The 17,751-nt window shown below is 60.4% G+C and carries 17 protein-coding genes and 1 pseudogene; 14 read left to right on the plus strand and 4 right to left on the minus strand.

The genetic code is table 11. The features are described 5' to 3' along the window. Positions 1-201: 201 nt before the first annotated feature. A pseudogene (locus F8N21_RS03285) lies at positions 202-1,605 on the plus strand (phosphomannomutase/phosphoglucomutase); the annotation flags it as partial. A gap of 29 nt (positions 1,606-1,634) precedes the next feature. Further along, a complete protein-coding gene (gene argB / locus F8N21_RS03290) occupies positions 1,635-2,540 on the plus strand; it encodes an acetylglutamate kinase (protein ID WP_150640755.1) in 906 nt (301 codons plus the stop codon). Positions 2,541-2,705: 165 nt separating this feature from the next. On the opposite strand, the gene pyrE is transcribed toward argB, so the two are convergent. Continuing rightward, entirely contained in the window at positions 2,706-3,350 is a 645-nt protein-coding gene (gene pyrE, locus F8N21_RS03295; RefSeq protein WP_150640756.1) for an orotate phosphoribosyltransferase, read from the minus strand. Positions 3,351-3,431: 81 nt separating this feature from the next. Here pyrE and F8N21_RS03300 point away from each other — a divergent pair, with 81 nt between their 5' ends. Next, a complete protein-coding gene (locus F8N21_RS03300) occupies positions 3,432-4,211 on the plus strand; it encodes an exodeoxyribonuclease III (protein ID WP_150640757.1) in 780 nt (259 codons plus the stop codon). 172 nt (positions 4,212-4,383) lie between these two features. Here F8N21_RS03300 and F8N21_RS03310 read toward each other — a convergent pair whose 3' ends face one another. Both F8N21_RS03310 and rph read right to left on the minus strand, forming a co-directional pair. Beyond that, positions 4,384-4,752 carry a DUF4870 domain-containing protein gene (locus F8N21_RS03310; protein ID WP_150640758.1) on the minus strand — a complete coding sequence of 123 codons (369 nt, stop codon included), beginning with the start codon at positions 4,750-4,752 and terminating at the stop codon, positions 4,384-4,386. Between the two features lie 32 nt (positions 4,753-4,784). Then, a complete protein-coding gene (rph, locus tag F8N21_RS03315; protein ID WP_150640759.1) occupies positions 4,785-5,507 on the minus strand; it encodes a ribonuclease PH in 723 nt (240 codons plus the stop codon). A gap of 280 nt (positions 5,508-5,787) precedes the next feature. Here rph and F8N21_RS03320 point away from each other — a divergent pair, with 280 nt between their 5' ends. The 6 genes from F8N21_RS03320 to F8N21_RS03345 all read left to right on the plus strand — a co-directional run bounded on the left by F8N21_RS03320 (position 5,788) and on the right by F8N21_RS03345 (position 11,087). Next, on the plus strand, positions 5,788-6,651 hold the full coding sequence (locus F8N21_RS03320) for a YicC/YloC family endoribonuclease (RefSeq protein WP_150640760.1): 864 nt from the start codon (positions 5,788-5,790) through the stop codon (positions 6,649-6,651). A 12-nt stretch (positions 6,652-6,663) separates the two neighbouring features. Beyond that, entirely contained in the window at positions 6,664-7,284 is a 621-nt protein-coding gene (gene gmk, locus F8N21_RS03325; protein ID WP_150640761.1) for a guanylate kinase, read from the plus strand. A gap of 166 nt (positions 7,285-7,450) precedes the next feature. After that, positions 7,451-7,714, plus strand: coding sequence for a DNA-directed RNA polymerase subunit omega (gene rpoZ / locus F8N21_RS03330; protein ID WP_150640823.1), 264 nt, complete (start codon positions 7,451-7,453; stop codon positions 7,712-7,714). Positions 7,715-7,771: 57 nt separating this feature from the next. Beyond that, a complete protein-coding gene (gene spoT, locus F8N21_RS03335; RefSeq protein WP_150640762.1) occupies positions 7,772-9,877 on the plus strand; it encodes a bifunctional GTP diphosphokinase/guanosine-3',5'-bis pyrophosphate 3'-pyrophosphohydrolase in 2,106 nt (701 codons plus the stop codon). Between the two features lie 24 nt (positions 9,878-9,901). Beyond that, positions 9,902-10,282: a RidA family protein gene (locus F8N21_RS03340; protein WP_003229509.1), complete on the plus strand. Its 381-nt coding sequence runs from the start codon at positions 9,902-9,904 to the stop codon at positions 10,280-10,282. Between the two features lie 64 nt (positions 10,283-10,346). Further along, the gene (locus F8N21_RS03345; RefSeq protein WP_150640763.1) at positions 10,347-11,087 is read left to right on the plus strand and encodes a hypothetical protein; all 741 of its coding nucleotides are present in this window, start codon (positions 10,347-10,349) and stop codon (positions 11,085-11,087) included. Between the two features lie 74 nt (positions 11,088-11,161). Here the strand turns inward: F8N21_RS03345 and F8N21_RS03350 are convergent, their stop codons facing one another. After that, positions 11,162-12,019: an SDR family oxidoreductase gene (locus F8N21_RS03350; protein WP_150640764.1), complete on the minus strand. Its 858-nt coding sequence runs from the start codon at positions 12,017-12,019 to the stop codon at positions 11,162-11,164. Between the two features lie 189 nt (positions 12,020-12,208). On the opposite strand from F8N21_RS03350, the gene exbB reads away from it, so the two are divergent. The 5 genes from exbB (at position 12,209) to recG (ending at position 17,682) form a co-directional block, all read left to right on the plus strand. Further along, positions 12,209-13,192 (plus strand): tonB-system energizer ExbB, encoded by a 984-nt coding sequence (gene exbB / locus F8N21_RS03355; protein ID WP_150640765.1) that lies wholly within the window; start codon positions 12,209-12,211, stop codon positions 13,190-13,192. Between the two features lie 6 nt (positions 13,193-13,198). Next, on the plus strand, positions 13,199-13,627 hold the full coding sequence (gene exbD / locus F8N21_RS03360) for a TonB system transport protein ExbD (protein ID WP_150640766.1): 429 nt from the start codon (positions 13,199-13,201) through the stop codon (positions 13,625-13,627). Beyond that, complete coding sequence (locus tag F8N21_RS03365; RefSeq protein WP_150640767.1) at positions 13,624-14,376, plus strand: energy transducer TonB; 753 nt, start codon at positions 13,624-13,626, stop codon at positions 14,374-14,376. The genes exbD and F8N21_RS03365 overlap by 4 nt, the downstream gene beginning before the upstream one ends. Before the next feature lie 303 nt (positions 14,377-14,679). Beyond that, positions 14,680-15,597, plus strand: coding sequence for a hydrogen peroxide-inducible genes activator (locus tag F8N21_RS03370; protein WP_150640768.1), 918 nt, complete (start codon positions 14,680-14,682; stop codon positions 15,595-15,597). Between the two features lie 9 nt (positions 15,598-15,606). Further along, positions 15,607-17,682, plus strand: a complete 2,076-nt coding sequence (gene recG, locus F8N21_RS03375; protein WP_150640769.1) for an ATP-dependent DNA helicase RecG — start codon at positions 15,607-15,609, stop codon at positions 17,680-17,682. Positions 17,683-17,751 lie beyond the last annotated feature (69 nt).

The raw sequence follows: 17,751 nt of genomic DNA on the forward strand, positions 1-17,751 counted from the left end.
GGACGAAAAAATTGCGCAGCCTTCATTGGAACCTTTACCGCCGAAAATCAAGGCATTGACCAGCCATTCGGTTACGGACTTTGGTGGCATGGCCTTTGCACACCACGAACTCTCTGCCGAATACGCCGTCATATCCTTCAGTTTGAGACTGCCGACGAGTTTTTCGCAGGCAGGTCCAGCCACTTTCGAGATGGAGCATTTCCAGAAATGAGCACCCCAGCCCAAGTCGCACCGAACTTCCCTGACAGCATTTTCCGCGCCTACGACATCCGCGGCACCGTCCCGGAATTCTTGAACGCTGAAACCGCTTACTGGCTCGGACGCGCCATCGGCTCCCAGAGCCTGGCCCAGGACGAACCAAACGTTTCCGTTGGCCGCGACGGCCGCCTGTCCGGTCCAGAGCTGGTGGAACGTCTGATCCAGGGCCTGGCCGACAGCGGTTGCCACGTCAGCGACGTCGGCCTGGTGCCAACGCCTGCGCTGTATTACGCCGCCAACGTACTGGCCGGCAAATCCGGTGTGATGCTTACCGGTAGCCACAACCCGTCGAACTACAACGGTTTCAAGATCGTCATTGCCGGTGACACCCTGGCGAACGAACAGATCCAGGCCCTGCACGAACGCCTCAAGACCAATAACCTGAGCAGCGGCAAGGGCAGCATCACCCAGGTCGAGATACTCGAGCGCTACAACACCGAAATCGTCCAGGACATCAAACTGGCTCGCCGCCTGAAAGTGGTAGTCGATTGCGGCAACGGCGCCGCCGGCGTGATCGCCCCGCAACTGATCGAAGCCCTGAACTGCGAAGTCATCCCACTGTTCTGCGAAGTCGACGGCAACTTCCCGAACCACCACCCGGATCCGGGCAAGCCTGAAAACCTGGTGGACCTGATCGCCAAGGTCAAGGAAGTGAACGCCGACCTGGGCCTGGCCTTCGACGGCGATGGCGATCGCGTCGGCGTGGTAACCAACACCGGCAACATCGTCTTCCCGGACCGGCTGTTGATGCTGTTCGCCCGCGACGTTGTGGCACGCAATCCGGACGCAGAGATCATTTTCGACGTCAAATGCACCCGTCGCCTGACGCCACTGATCAAGGAGTACGGTGGTCGTCCTCTAATGTGGAAGACCGGTCATTCGTTGATCAAAAAGAAAATGAAGCAAACTGGCGCGCTGTTGGCCGGTGAAATGAGCGGGCATATCTTCTTCAAGGAGCGCTGGTTCGGTTTCGACGACGGCATCTACAGCGCCGCGCGACTGCTGGAGATCCTCAGCAAGGAAAAATCCACTGCGGAGGAGTTGTTTGCGACCTTCCCGAACGATATTTCTACGCCGGAAATCAATATCCATGTGACCGAAGAGAGCAAATTCAGCATCATTGATGCATTGCACGACGCGCAGTGGGGCGAAGGCGCCGACCTGACCACCATCGATGGTGTGCGGGTCGACTACGCCGAAGGCTGGGGCCTGGTTCGCGCTTCCAACACCACGCCGGTGCTGGTACTGCGTTTCGAAGCCGATACCGAGGCCGAGTTGCAGCGCATCAAGGACGTGTTCCACGCTCAGCTGAAACGTGTTGCCCCTGATCTACAACTACCGTTCTGATTCACTAAACAGTTTCACCGGAGCCCTGAATGACCCTCGAACGCGATGCCGCCGCCAACACCGCCAAGGTTCTATCCGAAGCGCTGCCTTATATTCGCCGCTACGTCGGCAAGACGCTGGTGATCAAATATGGCGGCAACGCTATGGAAAGTGACGAGCTGAAAACCGGCTTTGCTCGCGATATCGTGCTGATGAAGGCCGTGGGCATCAACCCGGTGGTCGTTCACGGCGGCGGCCCGCAGATCGGTGATCTGCTCAAGCGGCTGTCGATCGAGAGCCATTTCGTCGACGGTATGCGCGTCACCGATTCGCAGACCATGGACGTCGTGGAAATGGTCCTCGGCGGCCAGGTGAACAAGGACATCGTCAACCTGATCAACCGTCATGGCGGCAGCGCCATCGGCCTGACCGGCAAGGACGCCGAGCTGATTCGCGCGAAAAAGCTCACCGTCACCCGCCAGACGCCGGAAATGACCACCCCGGAAATCATCGACATCGGCCACGTTGGCGAAGTTGTCGGGATCAACACCGACCTGCTGAACCTGCTGGTCAAAGGCGATTTCATCCCGGTCATCGCCCCTATCGGTGTCGGCGCCAATGGCGAGTCGTACAACATCAACGCGGACCTGGTGGCCGGCAAAGTCGCTGAAGCCCTCAAGGCCGAGAAGCTGATGCTGCTGACCAACATCGCGGGCCTGATGGACAAGCAAGGCCAGGTCCTGACAGGCCTGACTACCGAGCAAGTCAACGAGCTGATCGCTGACGGGACCATCTACGGCGGCATGCTGCCGAAGATCCGTTGTGCACTGGAAGCGGTGCAAGGCGGCGTGGCCACTTCGCACATCATCGACGGTCGCGTTCCGAACGCGGTGTTGCTGGAAATCTTCACCGATACAGGTGTGGGTACGCTGATCAGCAATCGCAAGCGTCACTAAGCAACGCATACCAAAAGACCCCGCTCAGCCTGGCTGAGCGGGGTCTTTTTTTGTCTGCGATCCCTGTGGGAGCGAGCTTGCTCGCGATAGCGGTCTTTCAGTCACATCAATTTTGAATGTGAAGGCCTCATCGCGAGCAAGCTCGCTCCCACAGGGGATTTGTGGTCAGACGCCGAACTGTGCGCGGTAGGCTTCAACTGCCGGCAGGTGTTGCTTGAGCTGCGGATCGTCAGCCAGGAACTCGAGCACCTGGTTCAGCGAAACAATGCTGATCACTGGAATGCCAAAGTCACGCTCCACTTCCTGAATAGCCGACAATTCACCGGTGCCACGCTCCTGACGATTCAGGGCGATTAACACACCGGCAGCCTTGGCGCCGTCCTGGGAAGCGATGATTTGCATCACCTCGCGGATTGCCGTGCCGGCAGTGATCACGTCGTCGATGATCAACACATCACCCGCCAGCGGAGCGCCGACCAGGCTGCCGCCCTCACCGTGAGCCTTGGCTTCCTTGCGATTGAAGCACCATGGCAGATCGAGCAGGTGGTGCTCAGCCAGGGCCACAGCAGTGGTCGCCGCCAAAGGAATGCCTTTGTAGGCCGGGCCGAACAGTACGTCGAAAGAAATTCCGCTTTCAACAATGGCTGCCGCGTAGAAGCGACCGAGCTGCGCCAGGGCCGAACCGCTGTTGAACAGACCGGCATTGAAGAAGTAAGGACTGGTACGCCCGGACTTCAGGGTGAACTCACCGAAGCGCAAAACGCCGCGATCGATGGCAAAACGAATGAAATCGCGCTGATACGCCTGCATGAAAAAAGCCCCAATATCACGGATTTAGCTAATTAGGTAGACCTCGGGTATCATACACGCACGCGATTTTTGGGGCCATTTATGCGGATCATCAGTGTGAACGTCAATGGTATTCAGGCTGCAGTCGAGCGTGGTTTGCTCAGTTGGCTGCAAGCACAGAACGCCGACGTCATCTGCCTGCAGGACACCCGCGCCTCCGCCTTTGAACTGGACGACCCAGCCTTCCAACTGGATGGCTACTTCCTTTATGCCTGCGAAGCCGAAGTCCCCGCCCAAGGTGGCGTGGCTTTGTATTCGCGGCTGCAACCGAAGGCTGTCATCAGTGGTCTCGGTTTCGAGACGGCAGACCGCTACGGGCGCTACCTGCAAGCCGATTTCGATAAGGTCAGCATCGCGACCTTGCTGCTTCCATCAGGGCAGAATGGCGATGAAGACTTGAACCAGAAGTTCAAGTTTATGGACGACTTCGCCCGCTATCTGGATAAACAGCGGCGCAAACGGCGCGAGTACATTTATTGTGGCTCGCTCTACGTGGCCCAACAGAAGCTGGATATCAAGAACTGGCGCGACAGCCAGCAATCTCCGGGCTTCCTGGCGCCTGAACGGGCCTGGATGGACGAGATTGTCGGCAACATGGGTTATGTCGATGCCCTGCGTGAAGTCAGCCGTGAAGGTGACCAGTACAGTTGGTGGCCGGACAACGAACAGGCCGAGATGCTCAACCTGGGCTGGCGTTTCGACTACCAGCTGCTGACTCCGGGCCTGCGTCGTTTCGTCCGTAGTGCACGCCTGCCGCGTCAGCCGCGTTTCTCGCAGCATGCGCCACTGATCGTGGACTACGACTGGACGCTGACCATCTAAGCGTCGTTTCACAGCCACAAAAAAGCCGACAGCGATGTCGGCTTTTTTGTGTCCGCTGATTCCATGTAGGAGCGAGCTTGCTCGCGATAGCGATCTGTCAGTCAACATCTCAGTTGCCTGTGACGGCCTCATCGCGAGCAAGCTCGCTCCTACAAGGGATTGCGGTGAGCGCTTACTTGATCAACCGCCAGGTGAACGGATAGCGATACGGCTGCCCTTCATTGGCCTTGACCCCGGCAATGATCGTCAGCACCAGAGCGCCGATCGCCACCAGCCCGAACAGGAAGAACCCGATCACTATGATCATCAGCAAGAAGCAGATCGCCGAGGCAATGGCGACGGTGATCTGGAAGTTCAGCGCTTCCTTGCCCTGGGCATCGATGAACGGGTCGGTCTCGCGCTTCCACTGCCAGAGAATCAGCGGCCCGATCAAGGTACCGAAAGGAATCCAGATCCCCAGCAATGCGGACAAGTGACAAAACATCGCCCACTGGCGAACCTCACGGCTCGGCGCAGGCAGTGGCAGTTGATCCTCACTCATGATGACGCTCTCCTTGCTGGAAATCGGGTCAATCAGTCAGCCAGAGCCGCTTTCTGCAACTCGAAAATCTCGTTCATGCCTTTCTTCGCCAACGCCAGCATCGCGTTCAGCTCTTCAGGCTGGAACGGTACGCCTTCGGCAGTGCCCTGAACCTCAATGAAGCCACCGGTGCTGGTCATCACGACGTTGAGGTCAGTCTCGGCAGCCGAGTCTTCCAGGTAATCCAGATCAAGCACAGGCTCGCCCTGGTACATACCCACCGAAACAGCCGCGATCATTTGCTTGAGCGGGTCACCGCCTTTCAGGCCGCCACGCTTCTTGATCACTTTCAAGGCATCGATAAGGGCAACCATGGCCCCGGTGATCGACGCGGTGCGAGTGCCGCCATCAGCCTGGATCACATCGCAATCGACGTACAGGGTGACATCGCCCAGCTTGGACATGTCCAGTGCGGCGCGCAGGGAACGGCCGATCAAACGCTGGATCTCCAGAGTGCGACCACCTTGTTTGCCACGGCTCGCTTCACGCTGGTTACGCTCGCCAGTGGCGCGCGGCAGCATGCCGTATTCAGCAGTCAACCAGCCCTGGCCCTGACCCTTGAGGAAGCGCGGCACGCCATTTTCGACGCTGACCGTGCAAATCACCTTGGTGTCACCGAACTCGACCAGTACAGATCCCTCGGCGTGTTTGGTGTAGTTGCGGGTGATGCGGATCGAGCGGAGCTGATCGGCAGCGCGACCACTTGGACGTTTCATAGGGAATACCTGTACGAGGACGGAAATCTGCCGAGCATTATAGAGCCCGCAGCACCGACTGGGCACTTCTAAAAAACCTGCGTCGCGACCGAAGGCTCTGAACAAGGGCTTGAGGCCGACCGCCGGGCGCCCGCAGCGCTTTGTCACACGCCGGGTTTGGGGGCATTCGCTGCACTGCGTTACAATCCTGCGCCTTTACAGCCTGTCGGCTTTAATTTATCCATCAGGCCCGCGCAAACCCTTCAAGGTTGGTAGTGGGCCCGAATCGCGAGGTACCTCCATGGTGCACAGCATGACCGCCTTCGCCCGCGTCGAAAAAGCCGGCGCCCAAGGCACCCTGAGTTGGGAGTTGCGCTCGGTCAACAGCCGCTACCTGGAACCGCACCTGCGTCTGCCGGAGTCTTTTCGTGACCTTGAGGGCGCTGTTCGCGAAGCGCTGCGCCAGGGTTTGTCCCGCGGAAAACTCGAATGCACCCTGCGCTTTACCGAAGAAACCACTGGCAAGCCATTGCAGGTTGATCGCGAACGCGCCGCGCAGCTGGTTGCCGCGGCGGAGACCGTGGCCAGCCTGATCAAGCACCCGGCAGCCTTGAACCCGCTGGAAGTCCTGGCCTGGCCGGGCGTGCTGGTGGCCGACGCGAGCGACCCGCAAGCGCTGAACGCTGAAGCCTTGACCCTGTTCAACCAGGGCTTGAAAGAGCTCAAGAGTGGCCGCGAGCGCGAAGGCGCGGAGCTGGCCCGACTGATCAGCGACCGCCTGAGCTCCATCGAAGAAGACGTGGTAACCCTGCGTGAACTGGTCCCGCAGATGCTCGCGACCCAGCGCCAGAAAGTCCTCGACCGCTTCGCCGACATGAAGGCCGAACTGGACCCGCAGCGCCTGGAACAGGAAATGGTCATGCTCGCGCAAAAAAGCGACGTGGCCGAAGAACTGGACCGGTTGAGCACCCACATCATTGAAGTTCGCCGCGTGCTCAAGTCCGGTGGCGCTGCCGGTCGGCGCCTGGACTTCCTGATGCAGGAGCTCAACCGTGAAGCCAACACACTGGGCTCCAAAGCCTTCGACCCGCGTAGCACCCAGGCTGCGGTCAACCTCAAAGTGTTGATCGAGCAGATGCGCGAACAAGTGCAGAATATTGAGTAAGGCTATCCCGACATGACCCACAGCACCGGCACCCTCTACATCATTTCCGCGCCTTCGGGCGCGGGCAAGACCAGCCTGGTCAAGGCCCTGATCGACGCGCAGCCGCAAATCCGCGTATCGGTTTCCCACACCACCCGCGCCATGCGCCCGGGTGAAGTCGATGGCGTGAATTACAACTTCGTCGAGCGCGCCGAGTTCGTGCGAATGATCGAACACGGTGATTTCCTCGAGCGCGCCGAAGTTTTCGGCAACCTCTATGGCACCTCGCAAAGCCATTTGCAGCAGACCCTGGATGAAGGCCACGACCTGATCCTGGAAATTGACTGGCAAGGCGCCGAGCAAGTACGCAAGTTGATGCCCCAGGCCCGCTCGATCTTTATTCTGCCGCCGTCCCAGCAGGCTTTGCGTCAGCGCCTGACCAATCGCGGCCAGGACAGCGATGAAATCATCGAAGGCCGGATGCGTGAAGCGGTCAGCGAGATGAGTCATTACGTCGACTATGACTACCTGATCATCAACGATGATTTTGCGACTGCCCTGGAGGATCTGAAAGCGATTTTCCGCACCAACCAGCTCCATCAAAAACGCCAGCAGCAGCGTTTCGGCAAATTACTGGCTGAACTATTGGGCTAAAGAGCACTTCCCTAAACCGCTGCAAGGGCTTTACATTGGCCCTTGTAGCGTGTTGGAGAGTCAGTTGAAAAATCAGCGCTTCCCTAAACGCTGGTGTTTTTTTAAACTGTTCAGTCCGCTCGCCCATCCGGGCAGCGCGCATATTGCATTTGCTACGAGGAATACCATGGCCCGCGTAACCGTTGAAGACTGCCTAGATCACGTGGCTAACCGCTTTGAGCTGGTCATGCTCTCTACCAAACGTGCTCGTCAATTGGCGACCGGCGGCAAAGAGCCAAAGCTGGCTTGGGAAAACGATAAGCCTACAGTCATGGCGTTGCGCGAAATCGCGGCTGGCCTGATGAGCTATGAAGTTATCGCTGAAGCTGAAATCGTTGAAGACGAACCGCTGTTCGCGGCGTTCGAGGACGAGTCCAACGAGGCCGTCTAAGCCTATGCCTGGTCGACGTAGCACGGCGCAGGGTCACAGCCATCGGCAGGAGTCATCATGCCGAGCATAGACGCCCTCGCCGATCGCTTATCGACCTATCTCGGCACGGACCAGGTCAACCTGGTTCGCCGAGCGTACTTCTACGCCGAACAAGCCCACGACGGCCAACGCCGTCGTAGCGGTGAAGCCTACGTCACGCACCCGCTGGCGGTGGCGAATATTCTTGCCGACATGCATATGGACCATCAGAGCCTGATGGCGGCCATGCTGCATGACGTGATCGAAGACACCGGCATTGCCAAGGAAGCGCTCTCGGCGCAGTTCGGTGAAACCGTGGCCGAACTGGTCGACGGGGTCAGCAAACTGACCCAGATGAACTTCGAGACCAAGGCCGAAGCCCAAGCCGAAAACTTCCAGAAAATGGCCATGGCCATGGCCCGCGATATTCGCGTGATCCTGGTCAAGCTGGCCGACCGCCTGCACAACATGCGGACCCTGGAAGTGTTGTCCGGCGAGAAACGCCGGCGGATCGCCAAGGAAACCCTGGAGATCTATGCGCCGATCGCCAACCGCCTGGGCATGCACAGTATCCGCGTAGAATTCGAAGACCTCGGCTTCAAGGCCATGCACCCGATGCGTTCCGCGCGAATCTACCAGGCGGTCAAGCGCGCCCGGGGCAACCGCAAGGAAATCGTCAACAAGATCGAAGAATCCCTCAGCCACTGCCTGGCCATCGACGGCATACAGGGCGAGGTCAGCGGTCGGCAGAAACACATCTACGGCATCTACAAGAAGATGCGCGGCAAGCGTCGGGCGTTCAACGAGATCATGGACGTCTACGCGTTCCGGATCATCGTCGACAAGGTCGATACCTGCTACCGGGTGCTCGGTGCTGTACATAACTTATATAAACCGCTGCCGGGGCGCTTCAAGGATTACATCGCGATCCCCAAAGCCAACGGCTATCAGTCACTGCATACCACGCTGTTCGGCATGCACGGCGTACCGATCGAGATCCAGATCCGCACCCGTGAAATGGAAGAGATGGCCAACAACGGCATCGCCGCCCATTGGCTGTACAAATCCACCGGTGACGAGCAACCCAAAGGCACCCATGCCCGCGCCCGCCAGTGGGTCAAAGGCGTGCTGGAAATGCAGCAGCGCGCCGGCAACTCCCTGGAATTCATCGAAAGCGTGAAGATCGACCTGTTCCCTGACGAGGTCTACGTCTTCACGCCCAAAGGCCGGATCATGGAGCTGCCCAAAGGCTCCACGGCGGTCGATTTCGCCTACGCGGTCCACACCGACGTCGGCAACAGCTGCATCGCCTGTCGGATCAACCGTCGCCTGGCACCGCTGTCCGAACCGCTGCAAAGCGGCTCGACCGTGGAAATCGTCAGCGCTCCGGGCGCGCGGCCAAACCCTGCGTGGCTCAACTTCGTGGTCACCGGCAAGGCCCGCACGCATATTCGTCACGCCCTGAAACTGCAACGCCGCTCCGAGTCCATCAGCCTCGGCGAACGCTTGCTGAACAAGGTGCTCAACGGGTTCAACAGTTCGCTGGAAAGAGTTCCGGCCGAGCGCATCCAGTTGATGCTCCATGAATATCGCCTGGAGCTGATCGAAGACCTGCTGGAAGACATCGGCCTGGGCAATCGCATGGCCTATGTCGTCGCTCGCCGCCTGCTCGGCGAAGGCGAACAGCTGCCAAGCGCCGAAGGCCCGCTGGCGATTCGCGGTACCGAAGGCCTGGTCCTGAGCTACGCCAAATGTTGCACACCGATCCCTGGCGACCCGATCGTCGGCCACCTGTCCGCAGGCAAAGGGATGGTGGTGCACCTGGACAACTGCCGCAACATCAGTGAAATCCGCCATAACCCGGAAAAATGCATCCAGCTTTCCTGGGCCAAGGATGTCACCGGCGAATTCAACGTCGAACTGCGCGTCGAACTGGAACACCAGCGCGGCCTGATCGCCCTGCTGGCCAGCAGCGTCAATGCCGCCGACGGCAATATCGAAAAAATCAGCATGGACGAACGCGATGGTCGCATCAGCGTGGTCCAACTGGTGGTCAGCGTGCACGACCGCGTGCACCTGGCCCGCGTGATCAAGAAACTGCGTGCCCTGACCGGGGTCACCCGCATCACTCGCATGCGTGCGTAGCCTGCCCATTACAAGGAGTCATTCATGACCAAAACCGTTATCACCAGCGACAAGGCACCTGCTGCCATCGGCACTTATTCCCAGGCAATCAAGGCTGGCAATACTGTCTACATGTCCGGCCAGATCCCGCTGGACCCGAAAACCATGGAGCTGGTCGAAGGCTTCGAAGCCCAGACCGTTCAGGTGTTCGAGAACCTCAAGGCCGTGGCTGAAGCCGCCGGTGGTTCGTTCAAGGACATCGTCAAACTGAACATCTTCCTCACCGACCTGAGCCACTTCGCCAAGGTCAACGAAATCATGGGCAAATACTTCGACCAGCCTTACCCTGCTCGCGCCGCTATCGGCGTTGCGGCACTGCCAAAAGGCTCGCAGGTCGAGATGGACGCCATTCTCGTCATCGAGTAATTCGGGCCACAAGTTCTGGCGCAGCCATGGTGCTGCGCCATTTTCGTTTTGAAAGGATTCCCTCATGCGCAAAGCGCTTGCTCTCTCGCTGCTTGCCGTTTTTCTCGGTGGTTGTGCCAGCGATCCCGCCGACCGCGACATCGGCGGCACCTGGATCAACCAGGCGGCAATCGATGCTGCCGCCAAAGGCGGTCCCTTGCGTGAAGCCCTCCAGGCCTATGGTCCGAACCTGGAATGGGACATCAATACCAGAGCCGGTCAGGCGCGATACACCAACGGTTTCGAGAATGTCGATGGCAAGCTGCTGGGTGAAGAATCCGGAGCCTGGAAGATCGACTTCTATGGCAGCTCCGCCAGCGAACTCAGTCGCGACGGCAAACAGCTGCAACAAGCGGCAACCGACTCCGAACCGGAACAGGTTTTCCACCGCGCACAAGGCACGGTTCCCGAAGGCGCACCGGTCGGCGCCAGCTTTGAACGAGCCTTGTACTCCGCTTACATGGGTGGCGGCTGGAAAGTGCTTAGCGGCCCAGGCGAAGGCAGCACCGTTCAGTTCCAGGCCGACGGCCGGATAGAAGGGCTGCCAGGCGCTGATCGCTACGCGTTGTGCCTCGCCGGCGATTGCGCATCCATGAGCGGCGGTTATGACAATCTCTGGCTGCAGCAAGGCGACCGGGGCAACCCGTGGATTTTCACCCGCAAGGGCAATCAACTGGAAATCTTCCAGGCAGTCAACGGGGCCCGGGCCGATGAAGTGCCATCGCTCTCTCCTGGCACTCGACAGTGGTTATTGGAAAAACAGTGATCCTAGCTGCAATAAAAATCCAATGTGGGATCGCCGCACCGTCGCTCCCACATTTGTATCGCGGTGATTGACCGTCAGCAACGCCCCTCAAGAATCGCCGCATACCCCTCACGAAAACTCGGATAGCGCGGTACCCAGCCCAACGCCCGGGCCCGGGCATTACTGCAGCGCTTGCTGCCGTTGCGGCGGACACTGGCATCGGCGGCCCATTCAGTGACCCCCAGATACTCGCGCAACCAGTCGAGCACTTCCGCCAGCGGCACAGGCGCATCGTCGACTCCGATGTAACAGTCCTGCAGCGCCGCCCCCCGATACTCCGCCTGGAGCAGGAACGCCAGCAGACCTGCAGCGTCATCGACGTGAATCCGGTTGCCATACAGCGGTGGGTCGATCGCCACGCGATAGCCTTGGCGCACTTGGGTCAACAGCCACTCTCGACCCGGCCCGTAAATACCGGTCAAGCGCACCAGACTCGCCGGTATGCCGCTGTGCAAAGCCACTTGCTCAGCCTCGAGCATCAAGCGCCCGGAGTAACCAGTGGCCTCGGTTGGCGAATTTTCATCGACCCATTCGCCGGTCTGCTGGCCATAGACACTACTGCTGGAGACAAACAACAGGCGCTTGGGCTGCTGCCCATGCTGCTTCAACCACCCCAGCACATGCTGCAGGCCTTCGACATAGGCAGCGCGATAGCCCGCCTCATCGTGCACCGTGGCCGCGGCGCAATACACCAGATAGTCCACCGATGCAGTCGGCCAGTCAGCCGGGCACTGCTCGCTGAACAGATCGCCCGCCACGCCTTCGACACCGCTCGGCAAGCCTGAAATGTTGCGCCGCAACCCGTAAACCCGCCAATTGTCGACCAACAGTTGCGTGGCCAGACGGCTACCGACATCACCGCAGCCGGCGATTAAAACAGAAGGGATGGGCATCACAAAACTCCTTTCAGAAGCACATTGCCTGGCGTCGAGAACAGACCGGCGGCTAGCAATCGAAGAAAAAAAGATACTGTATTACTTTTGTTAACAAGAATTACTTGCAATAATGCCTGCCTATTTTGTTCTCGGCCCTGCGAGGCCTGGAAGGACATCCACCCTCTTTTTCTCTCAGGTCCGGCCAGCATGACAAGCAATCGACTCCCCGCTTCGCCAACCAAACTTGCGAACCCGTCAGGCGCATGGCGCATGGTAACAGCGCTGCTGTTCAGCCTGCTGCTGGCGCCTACCGCCGCTTTCGCCGATGAGCCTGTGCCAGCCACCCCGCCTGCGGCCGCCGTTCAGGGCAGTGCCGAGCCTGCCGCTGCGGCTGTGACTCCGGTCGCCGCCGACCCGGCCCTGGCCGCTGAAGGCACACCTGCCGAAGACCTGCCTGAAGCACTTGAGGCGGATCACTCGCTGGGCATGGCCCACGATCTGTCGCCTTGGGGCATGTACCAGAATGCCGACATCATCGTGAAAGTCGTGATGATCGGTCTGGCCATCGCCTCGATCATCACCTGGACCATCTGGATCGCCAAGGGCTTTGAGCTGCTGGGCGCCAAGCGTCGTCTGCGCGCTGAAATCGTCCACCTGAAAAAAGCCATGACCCTTAAAGAAGCCAGCGTCACTGCCACCAAGGCAGGCACCCTCGCCAACCTGCTGGTCCACGATGCACTGGAAGAAATGCGCCTGTCGGTCAACAGCCGTGAAAAAGAAGGCATCAAAGAACGCGTCGCCTTCCGCCTCGAGCGTCTCGTTGCAGCCTGCGGGCGAAACATGAGCAGCGGCACCGGCGTGTTGGCAACCATCGGTTCCACCGCGCCCTTCGTCGGTCTGTTCGGTACCGTGTGGGGCATCATGAACAGCTTCATCGGCATCGCCAAGACCCAGACCACCAACCTCGCCGTGGTTGCTCCCGGCATCGCCGAAGCCCTGCTGGCAACGGCACTGGGCCTGGTCGCGGCAATCCCGGCGGTGGTGATCTACAACGTCTTCGCCCGCTCCATCGCCGGTTACAAGGCTCAGGTTTCCGATGCTTCGGCCGAAGTCCTGTTGCTGGTCAGCCGCGACCTCGACCACCTGCCTACCGAGCGCAGCTCGCAACCGCACATGGTGAAAATGGGGTAATCGGCCATGGGCCTGCATTTGAGAGAAGGCGCTGACGACGATCTCGCCGAGAACCACGAAATCAATGTCACGCCGTTTATCGACGTGATGCTGGTGCTGCTGATCATCTTCATGGTCGCCGCACCGCTGGCGACTGTCGACATCAAAGTCGACCTGCCCGCCTCGTCCGCCAAACCGGCGCCGCGACCAGAGAAGCCGGTGTTCCTCAGCGTCAAGGCGGATCAGCGCCTGTTCCTCGGTGAGGACGAAGTCAAAGCCGAAACCCTTGGCGCGACCCTCGACGCCAAAACCCAGGGCAAGAAAGACACGACGATCTTCTTCCAGGCCGATAAAGGCGTGGACTACGGTGACTTGATGAGCGTGATGGATGCCCTGCGGGCAGCCGGCTACCTCAAAGTCGGCCTGGTCGGACTTGAGACGGCAGCCAAGAAATGATCACGACGCGCCAAAAGCTGACGCGTTACAGCGGTAGCCTGGCCGTGGTGCTGGGCGTCCATGCGGTCGCGATTCTCCTCGCGCTCAACTGGTCGTCGTCGCCACAGCCGGTCGAACTGCCACCGCTGGCGATGGTGGTAGAACTGGCGCAGCTTCCGGCACCACCGCCACCTGCCCCACCCAAGGTCGTGACGCCGCCGCAACCACCGGCACCGGTGGAAGAACTGCCATTGCCAAAACTCGCGGAAGCGCCGAAACCGACCATCTCCGTGCCCAAGCCGGTCAAACCCAAGCCAAAGCCACAACCCCCCAAGCCGGTGGAGAAAAAGCCGGAGCTGCCAAAGGAAAAACCTTCCGAGGAAAAACCTAGCGACGCTCCACCGACGCCTGCACCGACGGAAAAATCCGCGGCGCCTGCACCCGGCCCTACCGCGGCGCAAAAGGCCGCCAAGGAAAGCTGGCAAGGCACGCTGTTGGCGCACCTGCAAAAGTACAAAAAGTACCCGGCTGGAGCTCAAGCACGCGGCAAGGAAGGTTTGAACCGTCTGCGCTTCGTGGTCGACGCTGAAGGCAATGTGCTGTCCTTTGAGCTGGTAGGACGTTCAGGCAATGCCGATCTGGACCGGGCCACCCTGGAAATGATTCGCCGCGCCCAGCCCCTGCCCAAGCCGCCGGCCGACATGCTGAGCAATGGTTCGATCGAAATCGTTGCGCCGTTCGTTTATTCCCTGGAAAAACGCCGACGCTAAGACAGAACCCTTGTGGCGAGGGGGCTTGCCCCCGCTCGGCTGCGCAGCAGTCGTAAAATCAGCGACCGCGGTACTCCTGATGGGTCGCGGTCGCCGGGTTTGGGGCCGCTACGCAGCCCAACGGGGGCAAGCCCCCTCGCCACAGGGGACAGCGGTCATAACAAAAGGCACCAAAAGGTGCCTTTTGCATGTCAGTCACCGCCAAACATGCATTGCAGAGTGTCGCTCTGCGCCTTCTCTCTGATAACGTGCGTCTATCGATTGCAGCCGGTATGCTTGGCTCGCAACCTCATGGACGCCACTATGACTCTCACAGAATTACGCTACATCGTTACCCTCGCCCAAGAGCAGCACTTCGGCCATGCGGCGGAGCGTTGCCATGTCAGCCAGCCGACCCTGTCGGTCGGCGTGAAGAAGCTTGAAGACGAACTCGGTGTGCTGATTTTCGAGCGCAGCAAAAGCGCAGTGCGCCTGACGCCGGTGGGCGAAGGCATCGTCGCCCAGGCGCAGAAGGTTCTTGAACAAGCCCAAGGCATCCGTGAACTGGCCCAAGCCGGGAAAAACCAGCTGACCGCGCCGCTGAAAGTCGGCGCGATCTATACGGTCGGCCCCTACCTGTTCCCGCACCTGATTCCGCAACTGCACCGGGTCGCCCCGCAGATGCCGTTGTACATCGAAGAAAACTTTACCCACGTACTGCGCGACAAACTGCGCAACGGCGAGCTGGACGCGATCATCATCGCCCTGCCGTTCAACGAAGCGGACGTGTTGACCCTGCAACTGTACGACGAGCCGTTCTACGTGCTGATGCCAAGCGGGCACCCCTGGACCCAGAAGAAGACCATCGACGCCAGCCTGCTCAACGACAAGAGCCTGCTACTGCTCGGCGAAGGTCACTGCTTCCGCGATCAAGTCCTCGAGGCCTGCCCGACCCTGAAGGGCAGCGAAGGCGCCAAGCACACCACGGTCGAGTCCAGCTCCCTGGAAACCATCCGGCACATGGTCGCATCCGGCCTCGGCATTTCGATCCTGCCGCTCTCGGCGGTGGACAGCCATCACTACGCCCCCGGGGTGATCGAAGTCCGTCCACTGACACCGCCGGTGCCCTTCCGTACGGTGGCGATCGCCTGGCGCGCCAGCTTCCCACGGCCGAAAGCCATCGAAATCCTCGCTGACTCGATCCGCCTGTGCTCGGTGGCCAAGCCACCAGCAGCGGCCTGAGCAGGCGCAATGACTGAGCTGTCGAAGGTGCCGGTCACTGCGCTCAAGGGCGTCGGTGAGGCCATGGCCGAGAAACTGGCCAAGGTCGGCCTGGAGAATCTCCAGGACGTCCTGTTTCACCTGCCATTGCGCTATCAGGACCGCACCCGCGTGGTGCCGATCGGTCAACTGCGGCCGGGTCAGGATGCTGTGATCGAAGGTACCGTCAGCGGCGCCGACGTGGTCATGGGCAAGCGTCGCAGCTTGCTGGTACGCCTGCAGGACGGTACCGGCGGGCTCAGCCTGCGCTTCTACCATTTCAGCAACGCGCAAAAGGAAGGCCTCAAACGCGGCACCCGCGTGCGCTGTTATGGCGAGGCCCGGCCCGGCGCGTCAGGGCTGGAAATCTACCACCCGGAATACCGCGCCATCAGCGGCGACGAACCACCACCGGTGGATCAAACCCTGACGCCGATCTACCCGCTTACCGAAGGCCTGACCCAGCAGCGGCTGCGCCAGCTGTGCCAGCAAACCCTGGCCCTGCTTGGTCCCCGCAGCTTGCCCGACTGGCTGCCGGAAGAACTGGCGCGGGACTATCAGCTGGCTCCGCTGGATGACGCCATTCGTTACCTGCACCATCCACCGGCGGACGCCGACGTCGACGAGCTCGCCCTGGGTCATCACTGGGCGCAGCACCGCCTGGCGTTCGAAGAGCTGTTGACCCATCAATTATCCCAGCAGCGCTTGCGTGAGAGCCTGCGCTCCCAACGTGCGCCGGCCTTGCCGAAAGCCAAGGTACTCCCAGCGAAATACCTGGCCAACCTGGGCTTCCCGCCAACCGGCGCGCAGCAACGGGTCGGCAACGAAATCGCCTACGACCTCAGTCAGCCCGAGCCGATGCTGCGCCTGATCCAGGGTGATGTCGGCGCCGGCAAGACCGTGGTCGCCGCCCTCGCTGCCTTGCAGGCGCTGGAGGCTGGCTTTCAGGTCGCACTGATGGCGCCGACCGAGATTCTCGCCGAACAGCACTTCATCAACTTCACGCGCTGGCTCGAGCCGCTGGGTATTGAAACTGCCTGGCTGGCCGGCAAGCTCAAAGGCAAAAACCGCGTAGCGGCGCTGGAGCAGATCGCCAACGGCATTCCAATGGTGGTCGGCACCCATGCGCTGTTCCAGGACGAAGTGCAGTTCAAGAACCTGGCGCTGGCGATCATCGACGAGCAGCACCGCTTCGGCGTGCAGCAGCGTCTGGCCCTGCGCCAGAAAGGCGTCGGCGGGCGGATGTGCCCGCATCAACTGATCATGACCGCCACGCCGATTCCGCGCACCCTGGCCATGAGCGCCTACGCCGACCTCGACACCTCGATCCTCGACGAACTGCCGCCCGGCCGGACTCCGGTGAACACCGTGCTGATCACCGACACCCGGCGCATCGAAGTCATCGAACGCGTGCGCGCTGCCTGCGCCGAGGGTCGTCAGGCGTATTGGGTGTGCACGCTGATCGAAGAATCCGAAGAGCTTACCTGCCAGGCCGCCGAAACCACCTATGAAGACCTGACCAGCGCCCTTGGCGAATTGCGGGTCGGACTGATTCACGGGCGCATGAAGCCCGTCGAGAAGGCTGCGGTCATGGCCGAGTTCAAGGCCGGCGCCCTGCAATTGCTGGTGGCGACCACGGTGATCGAAGTGGGCGTCGACGTGCCCAACGCCAGCCTGATGATCATTGAAAACCCCGAGCGCCTGGGTCTCGCCCAGCTGCACCAGTTGCGCGGGCGAGTCGGTCGCGGCAGCGCCGCCAGTCACTGCGTGCTGCTCTACCATCCGCCACTGTCGCAGATCGGTCGCCAACGCCTGGGCATCATGCGCGAGACCAACGACGGCTTCGTCATCGCCGAAAAAGACCTCGAACTGCGCGGTCCCGGCGAGATGCTCGGCACCCGGCAAACCGGTCTGTTGCAGTTCAAGGTCGCCGATCTGATGCGCGATGCCGACCTGCTTCCTGCAGTGCGCGACGCGGCGCAAGCCTTGCTCGAGCGCTGGCCGCAACATGTAAGCCCGCTGCTGGAACGCTGGCTACGCCATGGACAGCAATACGGCCAAGTGTGAGCAGCGTCCCGGTATTTGAACCAATGGCCTGACCAAGCTGGCTATACTCTTGAACTTGTTCGAAAACGG

Origin of the sequence: Pseudomonas fluorescens, assembly GCF_902497895.1 — a bacterium.
Classification (GTDB): domain Bacteria; phylum Pseudomonadota; class Gammaproteobacteria; order Pseudomonadales; family Pseudomonadaceae; genus Aquipseudomonas; species Aquipseudomonas fluorescens_BP.